Below are 15138 nucleotides of genomic sequence, written 5' to 3' on the forward strand. Positions count from 1 at the left end.
AGATGCGATCGAATCGCGGTGACGCGGCCCGTGCTCTGAAGGAGATCCTCGACCGGCGGGTCGCGGTGCTCGACGGCTCCTGGGGCGTGATGCTGCAGGGCTCCGGGTTCACCCCGGCCGACTATCGCGGCGAGCTGCTGGCGGACCATCCGTACGACGTGACCGGCGACCCGGACCTGCTGAACCTGACGCGCCCGGACGTCATCCTGGACGTCCACCGGCGCTATCTGGCGGCGGGCGCGGACATCACCACGACCAACACCTTCACCGCCACGAGCATCGCCCAGGCGGACTACGGCCTGCAGCCGCTGGTGCGGGAGATGAACCTGCAGGGGGCCCGGCTCGCGCGCCGGGCCGCCGACGAGGTGGGCGGCCGGTTCGTGGCCGGCTCGGTCGGCCCGCTCAACGTCACGCTCTCGCTGTCGCCGAAGGTGGACGACCCCTCCTACCGTACGACGTCGTTCGACGAGGTCCGCGCCGCCTACGCCGAGCAGATCCAGGCGCTGGACGAGGGCGGCGTCGACCTGCTGCTGATCGAGACGATCTTCGACACGCTCAACGCCAAGGCCGCGATCGCCGCCGCGCGCGAGGTCGCCCCGCACCTGCCGCTGTGGATCTCGGTGACGATCGTCGACCTGAGCGGGCGCACCCTGTCGGGGCAGACCGTCGAGGCGTTCTGGCGGGCGATCGAGCACGCCGAGCCGCTGGTGGTGGGGGTGAACTGCTCGCTGGGCGCGGCGGAGATGCGCCCGTACGTCGCCGAGCTGTCCCGGCTGGCCGGCGTCTACACGGCCGCCCACCCCAACGCCGGGCTGCCCAACCCGTTCGGCGGCTACGACCAGACGCCGCAGGAGACCGGGCGGCTGCTCGCGGAGTTCGCCACGTCCGGGATGGTCAACATCGTCGGCGGCTGCTGCGGGACCACGCCCGCGCACATCGAGCGGGTCGCCGCCGAGGTCTCCGGCCTGCCGCCGCGCCCGGTCGCGGCGCCCGCGGCGCGCACCCGCCTCAGCGGCCTGGAGCCGTTCGAGATCGGCCCGGACACCGGGTTCGTCATGATCGGGGAGCGCACCAACGTCACGGGCTCGGCGCGCTTCCGGCGCCTGATCGAGGCCGGCGACTACCAGGCCGCCGCCGACGTCGCGCTGGAGCAGGTGCGCGGCGGGGCCAACCTGCTCGACGTCAACATGGACGCCGACCTGCTCGACAGCGAGCGGGCCATGACCACGTTCCTGAACCTGATCGCGACCGAGCCGGAGATCGCCCGCATCCCGATCATGGTCGACAGCTCGCGCTGGAGCGTGCTGGAGGCCGGTCTCAAGTGCGTGCAGGGCAAGGGCGTGGTCAACTCCATCAGCCTCAAGGAGGGCGAGGGCCCGTTCCTGGAGCAGGCCCGGCGCATCCGCGACTACGGCGCCGGCGTGGTCGTCATGGCCTTCGACGAGAAGGGCCAGGCCGAGACCGCCGAGCGCAAGGTGGAGATCTGCGCCCGCGCCTACGACCTGCTCACCCGGGAGGCCGGCTTTCCCGCCGAGGACATCATTTTCGACCCCAACGTGCTCGCCGTGGCCACCGGCATCGCCGAGCACAACGGCTACGCCAAGGCGTTCATCGACGCGTTGCCGCTGATCAGGGAACGCTGTCCCGGGGCGCGCACCAGCGGCGGCGTCTCCAACCTGTCGTTCTCCTTCCGCGGCAACGAGGTCGTGCGCGAGGCGATGCACTCGGCGTTCCTCTTCCACGCCGTGCGCGCCGGGCTGGACATGGGCATCGTCAACGCCGGCCAGCTCGCCGTCTACCAGGACATCCCCGCCGACCTGCTCGAACTCGTCGAGGACGTCATCTTCGACCGGCGTCCCGACGCCACCGACCGGCTGGTGGCCTTCGCCGAGACGGTCAGCGGCAGCGGCACCCGCCGTACCGTGGACCTGTCCTGGCGCGAGGCCCCGGTGGAGGAACGGCTGGCGCACGCGCTCGTGCACGGCGTCGTCGACTTCGTCGAGGCCGACACCGAGGAGGCCCGCAAGTCGGCGGCGCGCCCCCTCGACGTGATCGAGGGCCCGCTCATGAGCGGCATGAAGATCGTGGGCGACCTGTTCGGCGCGGGCAAGATGTTCCTGCCGCAGGTGGTCAAGAGCGCGCGGGTGATGAAGCGGGCGGTGGCCTACCTCGAACCCTTCATGGAGGCCGACAAGGAACGGGCCCGGCTGGAGGGGCGCGCCGAGGGCGGCAGGGGCGCCGGCAACGGGAAGATCGTGCTGGCCACGGTCAAGGGCGACGTGCACGACATCGGCAAGAACATCGTGGGCGTCGTGCTCGGCTGCAACAACTACGAGGTCATCGACCTCGGCGTCATGGTCCCGGCCGACAGGATCCTCGACACCGCGGTCGCCGAGGGCGCCGACGCGATCGGGCTCTCCGGGCTGATCACCCCGTCGCTGGACGAGATGGCCGGCGTGGCCGCGGAGATGCAGCGCCGCGGGCTGAAGCTGCCCCTGCTGATCGGCGGCGCCACGACCTCGCGCCAGCACACCGCGGTGCGCATCGCCCCCGCCTACGACGGCACCACGGTCCACGTGCTGGACGCCTCCCGCGTCGTCGGCGTGGTCTCCGACCTGCTGGACGACGAGCGGGCCGGAGAACTGGCCGTGCGCAACCGCGCCGAGCAGGAGCGCCTGCGCGAGCAGCACGCCGCCAGGGAGCGCAGCCCCATGCTGAGCCTCGAGCGGGCCCGGGCGAACCGCGAGCGGGTCTCCTTCGAGGAGCTGCCCGTGCCCGCCTTCACCGGGGTCCGCACGGTCGAGCCGGACCTGACCGCCCTGCGCGAGATGATCGACTGGCAGTTCTTCTTCCTGGCCTGGGAGCTGAAGGGCAAGTATCCGGCGATCCTCGACCAGCCGGTGGCCCGCGAGCTCCACGACGAGGCCAACGCGCTGCTCGACCGGATCGCCGCCGACGGCTCCCTGCGGGCCCGCGGTGCCTACGGCTTCTGGCCCGCCCGCTCCGAGGGCGACGACATCCTCATCGAGGCGGGCACGCCGTACGACGGCGGCGTCCTGCGCCTGCCGATGCTGCGCCAGCAGACGGCCAAGCCCGAGGGGCGGGCCAACCGCTGCCTGGCCGACTACGTGGCCCCGGACGGGGACCACATCGGCGGGTTCGCGGTGGCCGTGCACGGGGCCGAGGAGCTCGCCGCCGGGTTCGCGGCGCGCAACGACGACTACCGCTCCATCATGGTCAAGGCCCTGGCCGACCGCCTCGCCGAGGCGTTCGCCGAGCACCTCCACCTGCGGGCGCGGCGCGAGTGGTACGAGCCGGACGCCGCCCCCTCGCTGGAGGACCTGCACGCCGAGCGCTTCCGCGGCATCCGCCCCGCGTTCGGCTATCCCGCGAGCCCGGACCACAGCCAGAAGCGGGACCTGTTCGACCTGCTGGGCGCCGAGCGGATCGGCATGGGCCTGACCGAGTCGTTCGCGATGACCCCCGCCGCCAGCGTCAGCGGGCTGCTGTTCGCCCACCCGTCCTCGCGCTACTTCACCGTGGGACGCCTGGGCAGGGACCAGGTCGAGGACTACGCCCGGCGCCGGGGTCTCGACCTCGCCGAGGTCGAGCGGTGGCTGCGGCCCAACCTCGCCTACGACCCAGAGTGAGGCGTCAGCGGGAGTCCCCGGCGATGGCTTGAGGGCCGGGGGAGCGGCGGGCGGGGTTCTCGACGAGGACGGTCCGCCCGCCGGGCTCGCGCTCCAGGAGGGCGAGCGCGGCGGGCCCGGAGCGGATGTGGCCCAGGCACACGACCCGGGCCGGGCCGATGGAGGCCCGGTTCGGCCGGTGCATGTGACCGCAGAAGTACCAGTCCGGCCGGACGCGCTCACACAGGTCGCGCAGTTCGGGACGGCCTACGTGCTCGCCCAGGTCGCGGCCCGCTATGCCCGAGGGCCAGTCGTGGGTCAGCAGGACGTCGACCGGTCCCTGCCGGCGGGCGGCCGCGGCCACCTGCTCCAGCTCCTCGCGGGTGTAGTAGTTGCGCTCCTTGAGCGTCTCCCTGGGAGCCCCGGGGACGTCGGTGACGCGCGGCGCGTAGATGCCCGACAGGAACGCCACCCGCAGCCCGGCGACCTCGGCGGCCCCGGCCCGGCCGAGGAAGTAGGCCTCGCCGCCGCTCCACCAGCCGGGGCCCTCCGCGTCCAGCGCCGGCCAGGGCTCGTGGTTGCCGCCGATGAAGTACAGCGGCGCCCCCAGGTCGAGCTGCCGCTGCGCCACCTTGGGGAAGTCGCCGAGCGTGCGGTACTTCGCCGGGCCGTGCACCCCGGCCGCGTCGATCTCGTCACGGTTGGGCTCGACGTCGCCGACCGCGAGGATGGCGTCCAGGGGCCCGCGGGCCCGCTGTACGGCCGCCGACCATCCGGCCAGCCGTTCGAACTGGCCGTGCACGTCGCCGACCACCAGCACCCGCGTGGGCCGGGCCTGCGCCCCGTCGCCGCCCGTCATGATCCGCCCCCTCCTTCGACGACCACCCGACGCTATGCGGACCGCCTGCCCCCGCACCACCGGTTTAGGCGGCGCCTCGCGGAGACGGTGATTCGGGCCGTGCCCCCCGGAGACGGCGGGTTCAGGCCGTGCCCTCGGAGACGGACGCCGGGTCGCCCCGGCCGACCCGCCCGTGCTCGATCCGCAGGGCGGCGGCCAGGGCGACGTGGTCCTCCCAGGGGCGGGCGACGACCTGCACCGATCCCGGCAGGCCGGCCACCGTCCCCGAGGGCACGACGACGACCGGGGCGCCGGTCAGGCTCCACGGGAGCGTCCAGGCGTAGTCGGCCTCGGCCGACTCCCGCCAGGGCGGCGCGGGCTCGGTGACGGCGGGGGTGAGGAGCACGTCCAGGTGGGCCGTGGCCAGGAGCATGCGCCGGCGGAAGCGGTCCCAGTCCCACAGCAGCCGCACGTTCTCCGCGCCCGGCAGCTCGGCGCGGCCCCAGTGGCGGCGGGTCAGCTCCAGGGCCTCGCGCCGTATGTCCGGCACCGGTTCACCCGCGACGATGGCGCCCGCCGCGGCGAGCGTCTCCACCGCCAGCGCCATGGGCTCGTCGTCCTCCGCGCCCGCCGTCACGCCGACGCGCAACCCCCTCATCCCGACCGCGCCGGGATCGCGCAGGGGCACCGGCGGCACCCCCGCGTCCATGCCGTCGGGACCGGCGATCACGCGGAGCGCGACGGCGAGGTCGCCCACGTTCGAGGCCAGCGGGCCGATGACGGTCCTGCCGTCCTCCAGCGCGCCGCAGCGCGGGAAGTGGCCGGTGAGCGGGACGCGGCCGAACGTGGGCTTCAGCGCGGCCACCCCGCACCACGCGGCGGGCAGGCGCAGGCTGCCGCCGGAGTCGCTGCCCAGCCCCAGCGGCACCGTCCCCGCCGCCACCAGCGCCGCGGTGCCCGAGGAGGAGCCGCCGGGCGCGCGCGAGGGGTCGCGCGGGTTCCTGGTCACGCCGTGCAGGGCGTTGTCGGCCATGGCGCTGCTGACGGCGACCACGATCGCGCCCGCGGCCCGCAGCCGCGCCACCGCGGGGGCGTCCGTGCCCGGCCGCCGGCCCGGGTCGCCCCGCAGGCTCCCGGTGCTGCCCGATACAGGCCAGCCGGCCACGTCGATCCAGTCCTTGACGGTGAGGGGCACCCCCTCCAGGACCCGGGCGTTCCCGGTGCGCACCCGCAGGTCGGCCCGCGCCGCCTCGGCCAGGCTGCGCTCGTGATCGGTCGCGGCCACCGCGCCGATCCGCTCGGAGACCTCGCCGAGCTCGTCCAGTACGGCGCGCACGGTCTCGGTGACCGTCCTGCGGCCCGCCCGGTAGTCCCGGACGAGGTCGAGCGCGGCCGGCCTCACCGCCTCACCGCCGATCCCGGGGCCCCGCGTGGCGGGCGCGCACGGCGGGCATGCGGGGGGCGCACATGACGGGCATAGTCCGCAGTATCGGCGATGAACCCCGTTCCGGACAGCGGTCCGGGCCTGCTCGGGGCCGTTCGGAGCCGGTCAGAAAATCCGTTCGGAAAAAAGTCCGCGGCCCTGTCGATACCGTCGTATCCCGTTCGTCGTCATCATGTACGGCGACCCCGCCGTGCGAGGGACACCGCGGCAGACGAAGGAGCCGGACCGTGAAGTACATGCTGCTGATCTACAGCCCCGACACGACCGAGGAGATCGAGGAGGCCTCCTTCGAGGACTGGGTGGCCTACGACAAGACCGTCAGGGAGTCGGGAGTCTGGGTCTCCGGGGAGTCGCTGGCCGATCTGACCACCGCCACGAGGGTCCGGGTCGACGAGGCCGGTGAGCGGACCATCACGGACGGGCCGTTCGCCGAGACCCGCGAGCTCCTGGGCGGCTACTACGTCATCGACGTGCCGGACCTCGACGTCGCGCTCGACTGGGCCGCCCGCTGCCCCGGCGCCCGGTACGGCGGGACGGTCGTGGTGCGGCCGGTCGCCGAGTTCGACTTCTGACGGCTTCCGGCGTCCGGCTTCCGACGCCGAGAGCCGGACGGCGCCCGCGGGCCGGGTCCCGACCGTGAGGCCGGGTCACGCCCGCGGGCCGGTTCCGGCGGTGCCGGTACGGGTCGTGGCGACCGCCACCGTGGCGTAGCGCATCGTGAAGGCGCCGCCCATCGCGTCGACCGCGGCGCCGACGCTCTCCAGCACCTCCGCCAGCGCGTCCGGCGGGAGCCGGGTGAGGGCGCCGGAGGTGGGCATCTGGTCCAGCCACTCCTCCCGCGTGTAGGACCGCTCCCAGTCGAACCGCCACTGCTCCGGCTCGCCGAACGCGCCCGCCTCGCGGATCCCGTCGACGACCTTGGCGAGCAGCCCCTGATACGTGTCCGGGGCCGACATCGCCGCCCGGAAGTCGAACGGCGAGTCGGGCACCGCCCGCCGGTAGGCCTCGGCGAAGGCCTCCGCCACGTCGGGCGGGAGCTGGAACACGTGCCAGAACGCCGCCAGCAGGCCGCCGGGCCGCAGCACCCGCGCCGCCTTGGCCGCGCCCGCGACCGGGTCGACCCAGTGCCAGGCCTGTCCGGCGACGACCGCGTCGAAGGTCCGGCCGGCGGGATCCCAGGCCTCGAACGTGGCCACCTCGACCTCGACCCCGGTGCGCCGGGCGAACTCGGCCATCCGCTCGTCGGGCTCGACGCCCAGCACCGTGCAGCCGGCCGCCTGGAGCTGCCGGGCCTCGATCCCGGTCCCGGCGCCGACGTCGAGGATCTCCGGGCCCGGGCTGGCGGAGACGACCGCCTCCACCAGGGCTTCGGGATAGGCGGGCCGGGTCCGGTCGTAGCGTCCGGCGTCCGCACCGAACGACTCGGCGATCTCCCGGGCGCGGTGCGGCTCCCGCCCGGGAGAATGCTCAGGAGGAGGGACGTGCCCCCGCGATATAGTGGGCATGCGCCCACTTTAGTGGGCACATGCCCACTAGGCAATGGGCAAGTGCCCACTCATTGACGGGCGGGCCGGGACGAGGAAGGCGAGGGGTCTGCGGTGCCGACAGGTGTGGCCCTGCGTGACGTACGCGAGCAGCTGTTCGGCGCCGCCGAGCGCGTCCTGCTCAGGGACGGGCCGAGCGCCCTGACCAGCCGGGCGGTCACCGACGAGGCGGGCTGCGCCAAGGGCGTCCTGCACCGGCACTTCGCCGATTTCGACGCCTTCCTCGCCGAGTTCGTACTCGACCGCGTCGACCGGATGGACTCCGAGGCCGCGGCCCTGCGCGAGGCCGCCGGGACCGGCACCGTCGCCGGCAACCTCGCCGCCGCGCTGACGGCGCTGTTCGAGTCGGTGGCCGTGGCGATCGTCGCCCTGGTCACCTTCCGCGACGAGTTGCGCGCCCGGCTGCGCGAGACCTGGCCGGCCGGGGTCCCGGTCCTGACGGAGGCCGTGGACATGATCGCCTCCTACCTGGCCGCCGAGCGCGACCTGGGCCGCATCGCGCGGGACGCCCCGGTCGACATGCTCGCCCCCACCCTGATCGGGACCGCCCACCTGCTGTTCGCCGACCGCAAGGGCGCCCGCCCGGAGCCCGGCGCCGTCGACAGGATGGTGGACACGATCATCGGCGGCGTCGTACGGGAGGCGTGAGAGCGCCCCCTGCGGCACCGGGGCTCCGGGTGCGGGTCATTGCTGCCGAAAAGCCGGGCGCGAACGGGTGGAAGTTCACCATCGGCGGCCCGTCGGGCGCGGGGGTACGGTCGAGGTCGGCCCGAGACGGGTGGAGGCGTCGTGACGATCGTGACCGAGCTGGACCTGCCGGAGTTCGACTACTCGGCGCCCGATCTGACGGGAGAGGTCTACCACCGGCGGCTGGCCGAGGCGGCCGGGCGGGGCTGGCTGGCACAGGGGCCGCTGTCGTACGTGGTCCTCGACCGGGAGTCGGGGGAGTTCTTCCTGCGCTCGCGGGCCGCGGCGTTCCCCGGCCGGCAGATCGCCGAGCTGTTCGGCGCCGTCACCGGCCGGCTGTGGGAGCAGATCGACGCCAACATCCTCAACCAGGGCGGCGAGCGGCACCGGAGGCTGCGCGCCCTGGTGGGTCCGGCGTTCACCCCGCGCGCCGCGGACCGCTGGCGCCCGGCCATGCGGGGGTTCCTCGAGGAGCTGTGGGACGCGAAGGCGACCTCGTGCGAGTTCGTCGCGTCGGTGGCGCGGCCGTACCCGGCCCTGACCGTCGCGGCGGTGCTCGGCGCGCCGCCGCAGGACGCGCCGAGGCTACACGAGTGGTCCAACTGGGTGCAGCGCCAGTTCGACGTCCGGGCGCTGGCCACCGAGCTGCCGCGCATCGAGCGCGCCGTCGCCGAGGTCTACGACTACGTCGAGGCGCTGCTGGCCGAGCGCCGCGCCGCTCCCGGTCACGACCTGGTCAGCGCCCTGCTGGCCACCGAGGAGCAGGGCGACCGGCTCTCCCACGCCGAGTGCGTCAACCTGGTGCTGAACGTGCTGGCCGGCGGGGTGGACACCACGCAGGCGCAGCTGTCGCACGCCCTGCGGCTGTTCGCCGGGCACCCCGGCCAGTGGGCGCTGCTGGCCGACGACCCCGGCCTGGCCGCGCGGGCGGTGCAGGAGGTGCTGCGCTACGAGCCGATCACCCCGTTCACCGCGCGGATCTGCGTCGAGGACGTCGAGCACCGCGGCGTCGTCTTCCCGGCCGGGACGATCGTGGCCATCTGCGCCGAGCGCGGCAACCGGGAGATCGAGGCGGGGGAGGAGTTCGACGTCACCGCCGAGCGGGACCCCCGGATCCTCACCTTCGGCGCCGGCGCCCACTACTGCCTGGGCGCGAACCTGGCGCGGGCGGAGCTGGAGGAGGCGCTGGCGTTCCTGGCGCCGCGCATGCCGGAACTGGCCCTGGACGGCGAGGTCGGGTTCGGCGGGGTCGAGGGAATCTACGGGCTGCAGTCCCTGCCGCTGCGCTGGTCGGAGCCGTACGACCGGCCCTGAAAACAATTCCATGCCGGCCGTTGACTTCCCGGCCGGGATTATGGAAATTCAATTCAAGTGATTTGTCGGCAGAGATGGACGCATTTCCCCGCCCGCCCACCCATAGGCCTGTGGGCTGCCGTTATGGTCGCTCTAAACGAGACTTAAGCCGCTCATAAGCTTTGTGTGCCTTCCTCCGTGCTATAAAAACATCACCTTTGTTCCGCACGGAGGAGTCGCCGATTATTTCTCCGCGAGAAATCCCTGCTCGTTTTCCGATATCCCCTAGCAAGGAAAAGCACATGCGCAAATCAGTCATGGTCGCCGCGATGGCGTCGCTCACCTTCGGTGCCACGGTTCTCACGGCCCCGCCGGCGATGGCCCACGGGTACGTCTCGTCGCCGCCGAGCCGGCAGGCCATGTGCGCCCAGGGAAAGGTCGCCAACTGCGGCGCCATCGTCTACGAGCCGCAGAGCGTCGAGGGCCCCAAGGGACAGCGCAACTGCCACGGCGGCGTGGCCCGCTTCTCCGTGCTGAGTGACGAGAGCAAGGCCTGGCCGGCCACCTCCGTCGGCAACAGCGTCACCTTCAACTGGGTGCTGACCGCCCGGCACGCGACCAGCACCTGGGAGTACTACATCGGCAACACCCGGATCGCGACCTTCAACGACAACGGCAAGCAGCCCGGCGCGACGGTGTCGCACGTGGTGAACCTGTCGGGTTACAGCGGCCGTCAGAAGGTCCTGGCGATCTGGAACATCGCCGACACCGTCAACGCCTTCTACTCGTGCGTCGACCTGCAGATCGGCGGTGGCGGCGGCGGGAACACCCCTGCGCCCACGCCGACCAAGACCCCCGCCCCCACGCCGACCAAGACCCCCGCGCCGACGCCCACGAAGACCCCGGTCCCCACCGCCCCCGCCGGGACGTGGGCCGTGGGAGGCAAGTACGCGGTGGGCAGCACGGTCACCTACGCCGGGGTGAAGTACCGCTGCATCCAGGCGCACACCGCCTACCCGGGCTGGGAGCCGCCGAAGGTTCCGGCGCTCTGGCAGAAGCTGGGCTGACCCGCCGGCGGGCGCCGTGCCGTACGGTACGGCGCCCGCCGGGAGCCGTACGCGCCGCCAGAGAGAAGCGAACCGGGAAAAGCAACACCCAGAGAAGCGCCACCCAGAGAAGCGCCACCCAGAGAAGCGCCACCGAGAAAAGCGACACAGACACAGATGAAACGCTCCGCCATCGCCCTCGCCTGCGCCGCCGTCGCGGGCACGCTGACGGTCTCCGCCTGCGGGGCCGGGTCCGCCGCCCACGGTGAGGCCGCCGGGCACGGCGGGCACGCCGTACCCGCCGCGTCCGCCTCCGCCACCCCCGCGGGCGGCGACGAGGCGCCCGCCGGGACCGATGACGCCTCCGCGCCCGCCGGGACCGGCGCGTCCGGCTCCTTCAACGACGCCGACGTGATGTTCCTGCAGATGATGATCCCGCACCATCGCCAGGGAACGGAGATGGCCGTGGTGGCGAAGACCCGTTCTCCCCGTGAGGAGATCAGGACGATGGCGGCGGCGATCGAGGCCACCCAGGGGTACGAGGCCGAGACCATGACCGGCTGGCTGGAGGGCTGGGGACAGCCCCTGACCACCGCGGACCCGCACGCGCACGACGCGCACGGCGGCCTGCACGCCACGAGCCCGGCGGAGATCGTCAAGCTCAGGAGGCTGAAGGGCGCCGCCTTCGACACCCGGTTCCTCAACGTGCTGGTCGCCCACCAGCACAACGCCGTCGAGATGGCGCGCACCGAGATCCGCACGGGCCACAATGCCCGGGTGGTGGAGCTGGCCCGTCAGATCGAGCAGTCCCGGCTGGCCCAGATCAAGCAGATGCTCGCGGAGATGAACCCCTGAGGCCGCCCCCGGCGTCACGGCGGTACGGCGGCCCCCGCGTCCCGGAAACCTCCCTGGTGAAAGGGAGGTTTCCGGACGATACATGGCAGCACGCACTCTCGTAGCATGATGGGGTGCACGACCTCATCCGTTCCGTATGGAACGAGCCCCGACCTCCCGACCCACCGGCACGGACGTGGCGGGACTGGGCGCTGGTGGCGGTGATCGTGCCGGTCGCGCTGCTCGAAGGGGTGCTACGGCCCGACCTTCCCTGGCGTGTCCTGGCGGTGGTCGTCACCATCGCGCTGGTGCCCACGCTGCTGTGGCGGCGGACCAGGCCGCTGCTGATGGTCGCGATCGTCTTCGGCGCCACGAGCCTGCTCCCGCTGCTGACCGGCGGACAGGCGCCCGAGACGGGCACGCAGGTCTACCTGCTGATCCTGATGTACGCGCTGTTCCGCTGGGGGTCCGGGCGCGAGATCGTGATCGGGGCGGTGATCGTCATCGGCTCGATCCTGCTGTCGATCCTCTCCGGCCGGCTCGTCTCCGCCGACGCGGTCGGCGCCTTCGCCGTCGTGTTCTCGGCCATGACCCTGGGCGGGGTCTTCCGCTACCGGGCCGGGGCGCGGATGCGCGAGCTCGACCAGGTCAAGCTGCTCGAACGCGAGCAGCTGGCCCGTGACCTGCACGACATCGTCGCCCATCACGTCTCGGCGATGGCGATCCGCGCGCAGGCGGGCCTGGCGACCTCGGAGTCACGGCCGGACGCCGCGACCGAGGCGCTGCGCGTGATCGAGGCCGAAGCCTCGCGCGCCCTCACCGAGATGCGCGCCATGGTCCGCGTCCTGCGCAGGAACGAGCCGGCCGAGTGGGCGCCCGGCCGGCAGCTCACCGACCTCCGGCAGCTGGCCGGCGACGCCCGGTCCGGCCCGCCGGTCGAGGTGGAGATCTCCGGCGACCTCGGAGAGCTGCCCCCGTCGGTCGAGGCCGCGGTCTACCGCATCGCCCAGGAGTCGGTCACCAACGCCCGGCGCCACGCCCGGCACGCCACCCGGATCGAGGTGAGCGTCTCCGCCGACGAGACGTCGGTGCACCTGCGCGTGAGCGACGACGGCGACACCGGCGCCGGGCGCCCGCCCGTCTCGCCGGGATACGGCCTCATCGGCATGACCGAACGCGCCGACCTGCTCGGCGGGACCTGCGAGGCCGGTCCGAACCCCGGCCGGGGCTGGACCGTGACCGCCGTGCTGCCCCGGGCGGGGGCGGTCGCGTGAGCATCAGGGTGATCGTCGCCGACGACCAGGAGATCGCCCGCACCGGGCTCAGGATGATCCTCGACGCGCAACCGGGCATCGAGGTCGTCGCCGAGGCCGCCGACGGGCGGCGGGCCGTCGAGCTCGCCCGGCGCCTGCGCCCCGAGGTGTGCCTGTTCGACATCCGCATGCCCCACCTCGACGGCATCGAGGCCACCCGCGCGCTGGCCGGACCGGGCGTCGACGACCCGCTCGCGGTCGTCGTCATCACCACCTTCGACCTCGACGAGTACGTCTACGCCGCCCTCCAGGCCGGCGCCCGGGGCTTCCTGCTCAAGGACGCCGGCCCCGCTCTGCTCTCCCAGGCCGTCCGCGCCGCCGCCGACGGCGAGGCGCTCATCGCCCCCAGCGTCACCGCCCGCCTGCTGGAGACCTTCGCCGGAACGCGGCCCTCCGCCCCGCCGCCGCAGCCCATCGAGCCGCTCACCAGCCGGGAGGAGGAGATCCTGGTGACCGTCGCCCGCGGGCGGACCAACAACGAGATCGCCGACGAGCTCCACATCTCCCTCAGCACGGTCAAGAGCCACATCGCGAGCCTGATGACCAAGCTCGGCGTGCGCAACCGCGTCGAGATCGCGATGTGGGCCTACGAGACCAAGCGCGTGCGGAGCTGACCGCGGCGGATGATCCACTCGGCCACGGCGAGGTTGATCACCCATCCGGCGCCCATGAGGAGCGCCCTGGGGACCTCGCCGGGCGCCCCGGCGATCAGGAACCAGGGCAGATGGGTGAACACCTGCGTGCCCGCGCCGAGGCCGATCGCGTAACCGCGCGTCATCCAGGCGCGGTGCCGGGCGACGTCCCGCCGCCGGATCGCGATGAAGCCGAGGACGATGGACAGGACCATGGCCGAGCCGAACACGAGCCGGAAGCCGACCAGGAGGGGGCCGTCGGCCTCGCCGGGGGGATAGAACAGGGTCATCCACAGTCCCGACAGCGCCGCGGCGATCCCGCACGGGACCACGATCCGCCCGGCGGCGCGGTGCCAGCCGGGCCTGCGGCGGCGCAGCCCCGGCGCGAACTGCAGGGCCCCCAGGACGCTGTACACGCTGACGGCGAGGATGTGCAGCACGATGGGCACGGGCGAGGCGACGAACCGCGCGTTCTGCGCAGTGATCTCCGCCCCGCCGGCCAGTTCGCTGAGGCGGACGGCCCCGGCGATGAAGGGGACGACGCTGAGCGCGATCAACCCGGCGGGCGCGAGCCATCCCGCCCTTCCCGTGCTCCCGGCCGTCCCGGGCGCGGTCCCGGCTGTTCTGCCTGCGGCCGCGGCCGCCCTGCGGGTGTTCCGGCCGCCGCCCGGCCGTCCGCCCCCGTGGGGCTGTCCCGTCGTTCTCGTGTCGGTCATGGCCTGATCGTGACGCCCGGGGCGGTGGCGGCTCATCGCCAGAACGGCCCGATCCCGACCGGCCGATCAGCCACGGAACGGTCGTACTTTCGGCCGTTGAGCCGCCGTGCGGGGCCTGCGCACACTGATCCCGGTGGCCGGCCCCCCACTTCCACAGCGGATCAGGAGAATGTGATGAAGGCGTTCGTTCTGCGCTCGTACGGCTCACCCGACGTCCTCGACCTCACCGACGTCGACGACCCCGCACCCGGCGACGACGAGGTGCTGGTCCGGATCCGGGCCGCCTCCGTCCAGCCCGCGGACTGGCACCTCATGAGAGGCGAGCCGTACGTCTCGCGCCTGATGCCCGGCCCCCTCGGACTGCGCACACCGAAGATCAAGATCTTGGGCGCCGACATGGCGGGGCTGGTCGAGGCGGTCGGCAAGGACGTGACGGAGTTCCGCCCGGGCGACGAGGTGTTCGCGATGCCCAAGGGGGGCGGCTTCGCCGAGTACGTGTGCGTCAAGGAGAGCGAGCTGGCGCCGAAACCGGCGAGCCTCACGTTCGAGCAGGCGGCGGCGGTGCCGCTGGCGGCCCTCACCGCCCTGCTGGCCCTGCGCGACAGCGGGGGGATCCGGCCGGGGCAGCGGGTCCTCGTCAACGGCGCCTCGGGAGGCGTGGGCACGTTCGCCGTACAGCTCGCCAAGGCGTTCGGCGCCGAGGTGACGGGCGTGTGCAGTACGCGCAACACCGACCTGGTCCGCTCGCTCGGCGCGGACGAGGTCGTCGACTACACCAAGGAGGACTTCACCCGGGCCGGGCGCCGTTACGACCTGCTCCTGGACATCGCGGGGAGCCGCCCGGGATCGGCGTGCCGCCGGGTGCTGACCCGCAAGGGGACCTACGTCGCCGTCGGCGGCCCGGGCGGCCGGTGGCTGCAGCCCGCCGGCCACATCTTCGGCGCGCTCGCCTCGGGGCCGTTCGTGTCCCAGAGGATGCTCATGGCGGACGTGATCGGGGCCGCGGACAGCAAGCGGAACCTGGTGACGCTGACCGGGCTCATCGAGGCCGGCAAGGTCACCCCGGTCATCGACCGGTGCTACCCGTTCGCGGAGATCCCGGCGGCCATCAGGTACCAGGAGGAGGGCCGCTCCCGGGGGAAGGTCGTCGTCGCCTTCTGAG

The 15138-nt window shown here is 73.2% G+C and carries 13 protein-coding genes; 9 read left to right on the forward strand and 4 right to left on the reverse strand.

The features are described from left to right. Positions 1-2 precede the first annotated feature (2 nt). The gene (gene metH / locus Psi01_RS19900) at positions 3-3650 is read left to right on the forward strand and encodes a methionine synthase (protein WP_204065540.1); all 3648 of its coding nucleotides are present in this window, start codon (positions 3-5) and stop codon (positions 3648-3650) included. A gap of 4 nt (positions 3651-3654) precedes the next feature. Here the strand turns inward: metH and Psi01_RS19905 are convergent, their stop codons facing one another. After that, positions 3655-4488 (reverse strand): metallophosphoesterase family protein, encoded by an 834-nt coding sequence (locus tag Psi01_RS19905; protein WP_204065541.1) that lies wholly within the window; start codon positions 4486-4488, stop codon positions 3655-3657. 121 nt (positions 4489-4609) lie between these two features. Next, positions 4610-5869, reverse strand: coding sequence for an amidase (locus tag Psi01_RS19910; RefSeq protein WP_204065542.1), 1260 nt, complete (start codon positions 5867-5869; stop codon positions 4610-4612). Between the two features lie 278 nt (positions 5870-6147). Between Psi01_RS19910 and Psi01_RS19915 the strand changes: the two genes are divergently transcribed. Further along, the gene (locus Psi01_RS19915) at positions 6148-6483 is read left to right on the forward strand and encodes a YciI family protein (RefSeq protein ID WP_204065635.1); all 336 of its coding nucleotides are present in this window, start codon (positions 6148-6150) and stop codon (positions 6481-6483) included. Positions 6484-6558: 75 nt separating this feature from the next. On the opposite strand, the gene Psi01_RS19920 is transcribed toward Psi01_RS19915, so the two are convergent. Beyond that, a complete protein-coding gene (locus Psi01_RS19920; protein ID WP_204065543.1) occupies positions 6559-7416 on the reverse strand; it encodes a class I SAM-dependent methyltransferase in 858 nt (285 codons plus the stop codon). Between the two features lie 93 nt (positions 7417-7509). Here Psi01_RS19920 and Psi01_RS19925 point away from each other — a divergent pair, with 93 nt between their 5' ends. The 6 genes from Psi01_RS19925 (at position 7510) to Psi01_RS19950 (ending at position 13242) form a co-directional block, all read left to right on the forward strand. Further along, a complete protein-coding gene (locus Psi01_RS19925) occupies positions 7510-8103 on the forward strand; it encodes a TetR/AcrR family transcriptional regulator (protein WP_204065544.1) in 594 nt (197 codons plus the stop codon). A 141-nt stretch (positions 8104-8244) separates the two neighbouring features. Next, entirely contained in the window at positions 8245-9456 is a 1212-nt protein-coding gene (locus Psi01_RS19930; protein ID WP_204065545.1) for a cytochrome P450, read from the forward strand. Between the two features lie 281 nt (positions 9457-9737). After that, complete coding sequence (locus tag Psi01_RS19935; protein ID WP_204065546.1) at positions 9738-10502, forward strand: lytic polysaccharide monooxygenase; 765 nt, start codon at positions 9738-9740, stop codon at positions 10500-10502. Between the two features lie 156 nt (positions 10503-10658). Then, positions 10659-11336: a DUF305 domain-containing protein gene (locus Psi01_RS19940; protein WP_204065547.1), complete on the forward strand. Its 678-nt coding sequence runs from the start codon at positions 10659-10661 to the stop codon at positions 11334-11336. Between the two features lie 113 nt (positions 11337-11449). Continuing rightward, positions 11450-12589, forward strand: a complete 1140-nt coding sequence (locus Psi01_RS19945) for a sensor histidine kinase (RefSeq protein WP_204065548.1) — start codon at positions 11450-11452, stop codon at positions 12587-12589. Then, positions 12586-13242 (forward strand): response regulator, encoded by a 657-nt coding sequence (locus tag Psi01_RS19950; protein WP_204065549.1) that lies wholly within the window; start codon positions 12586-12588, stop codon positions 13240-13242. Before Psi01_RS19945 ends, Psi01_RS19950 begins: the two co-directional genes overlap by 4 nt. On the opposite strand, the gene Psi01_RS19955 is transcribed toward Psi01_RS19950, so the two are convergent. Further along, entirely contained in the window at positions 13215-13976 is a 762-nt protein-coding gene (locus Psi01_RS19955; RefSeq protein ID WP_204065550.1) for a DUF2306 domain-containing protein, read from the reverse strand. The two genes, Psi01_RS19950 and Psi01_RS19955, sit on opposite strands and share 28 nt — an antisense overlap. 174 nt (positions 13977-14150) lie before the next feature. Here Psi01_RS19955 and Psi01_RS19960 point away from each other — a divergent pair, with 174 nt between their 5' ends. After that, entirely contained in the window at positions 14151-15137 is a 987-nt protein-coding gene (locus tag Psi01_RS19960) for an NAD(P)-dependent alcohol dehydrogenase (protein ID WP_204065551.1), read from the forward strand. Position 15138: the final 1 nt, after the last annotated feature.

It is taken from the genome of Paraplanobispora siamensis (assembly GCF_016863175.1).
GTDB lineage: Bacteria > Actinomycetota > Actinomycetes > Streptosporangiales > Streptosporangiaceae > Planobispora > Planobispora siamensis.

Excerpts from the sequence above, each read along its gene's own strand:
- metH (WP_204065540.1), top strand. The coding sequence starts at position 3 with ATGCGATCGAATCGCGGTGACGCGGCCCGTGCTCTGAAGGAGATCCTC.
- Psi01_RS19905 (WP_204065541.1), bottom strand. The coding sequence starts at position 4,488 with ATGACGGGCGGCGACGGGGCGCAGGCCCGGCCCACGCGGGTGCTGGTG.
- Psi01_RS19915 (WP_204065635.1), top strand. The coding sequence starts at position 6,148 with ATGCTGCTGATCTACAGCCCCGACACGACCGAGGAGATCGAGGAGGCC.
- Psi01_RS19920 (WP_204065543.1), bottom strand. The coding sequence starts at position 7,416 with ATGCCCACTATATCGCGGGGGCACGTCCCTCCTCCTGAGCATTCTCCC.
- Psi01_RS19935 (WP_204065546.1), top strand. The coding sequence starts at position 9,738 with ATGCGCAAATCAGTCATGGTCGCCGCGATGGCGTCGCTCACCTTCGGT.
- Psi01_RS19940 (WP_204065547.1), top strand. The coding sequence starts at position 10,659 with ATGAAACGCTCCGCCATCGCCCTCGCCTGCGCCGCCGTCGCGGGCACG.
- Psi01_RS19955 (WP_204065550.1), bottom strand. The coding sequence starts at position 13,976 with ATGACCGACACGAGAACGACGGGACAGCCCCACGGGGGCGGACGGCCG.
- Psi01_RS19960 (WP_204065551.1), top strand. The coding sequence starts at position 14,151 with ATGAAGGCGTTCGTTCTGCGCTCGTACGGCTCACCCGACGTCCTCGAC.